The following is a 1,158-nucleotide window of genomic DNA, read 5'->3' on the forward strand; positions in this document are numbered from 1 at the left end:
ACTGTCAGCACTTTGATCACGGTTATCCCCCATTGCAAAGTAATGTCCTTTCGGAACTGTTACTTCCCAATATAAACCGTCTTGGTTTGCATATTTACCATTATCAACATAGTTGATAAATGGTGCCTGACGCGCAACATTTACGCCTTCAAGCTCACGCATCGTAAAAGTATGATCACCAATTGTTTCTTTATGATAAATAGAAGTTGGTGTATCTAAAGCATCTTTTTCGCGACTAAACTGTGTTGGTACTTTAGGAATTTTTTGACCATTAATAATCAATTGTCCATGATCATAAACAATATGGTCACCAGGTAAGCCAATTACACGTTTAATATAACTAATAGTAGGTTGTGGCGGATAACGGAATACAATGACATCACCACGTTTCGGTTCACCGATATCAATCACTTTTTTATTGACGATAGGTAAACGGACACCATAGTCAAATTTATTAACTAAAATAAAATCGCCCGTCTCTAAGGTCGGAACCATAGAGTCTGATGGAATATTAAATGGTTCATAAAGAAATGAGCGAAGTACAAGCACAACAGCTAAAACCGGCCAAAAGTCATAGGCCCATGTAATAACAAAATTTTCGTTCTCTCGCCCTTTATTTGCACGCTGTTTAAAAACAAGCTTATCTAGCAACCACACTGCAAATAAAATCAGCGTAACAGGAACAAGAATTAAATTAAAATCAAAATCCACAGGACCTCACTCGCAGCTTAGCTGCTTGCCTTGCGGCTGGGAGAAGATAAGTTCATCCCAACCTTTTCTCTTATCTTTCTACTTTCAAAACAGCTAAGAACGCTTCTTGTGGGATTTCTACACTACCCACTTGTTTCATACGTTTCTTACCTTCTTTTTGTTTCGCAAGTAGTTTCTTCTTACGAGACACGTCACCGCCATAACATTTTGCTAAAACGTTTTTACGCATCGCCTTCACGGTCGAACGAGCAATAATTTGTGCACCAATAGCAGCCTGAATTGCGACATCGAACATTTGACGTGGAATCAAATCTTTCATTTTCTCAACTAAAGCAATACCACGATGACGAGCATCATTACGGTGACAAATCATTGCAAGCGCATCGACCTTCTCACCATTAATTAACACGTCAACCTTAACTAAAGATGAACTCTCAAAACGAATAA

General features: G+C 38.4%; 1 protein-coding gene and 1 pseudogene. Both read right to left on the reverse strand.

Translation table 11 applies throughout. The features are described 5' to 3' along the window. Positions 1–711, reverse strand: a 711-nt coding sequence (lepB, locus tag VXQ92_RS19765) for a signal peptidase I (protein WP_416682937.1), incomplete at its 3' end; no start/stop codon positions are given. A gap of 70 nt (positions 712–781) precedes the next feature. After that, a pseudogene (locus tag VXQ92_RS19770) lies at positions 782–1,158 on the reverse strand (elongation factor 4); the annotation flags it as partial.

It is taken from the genome of Acinetobacter sp. 228 (genome assembly GCF_048147885.1).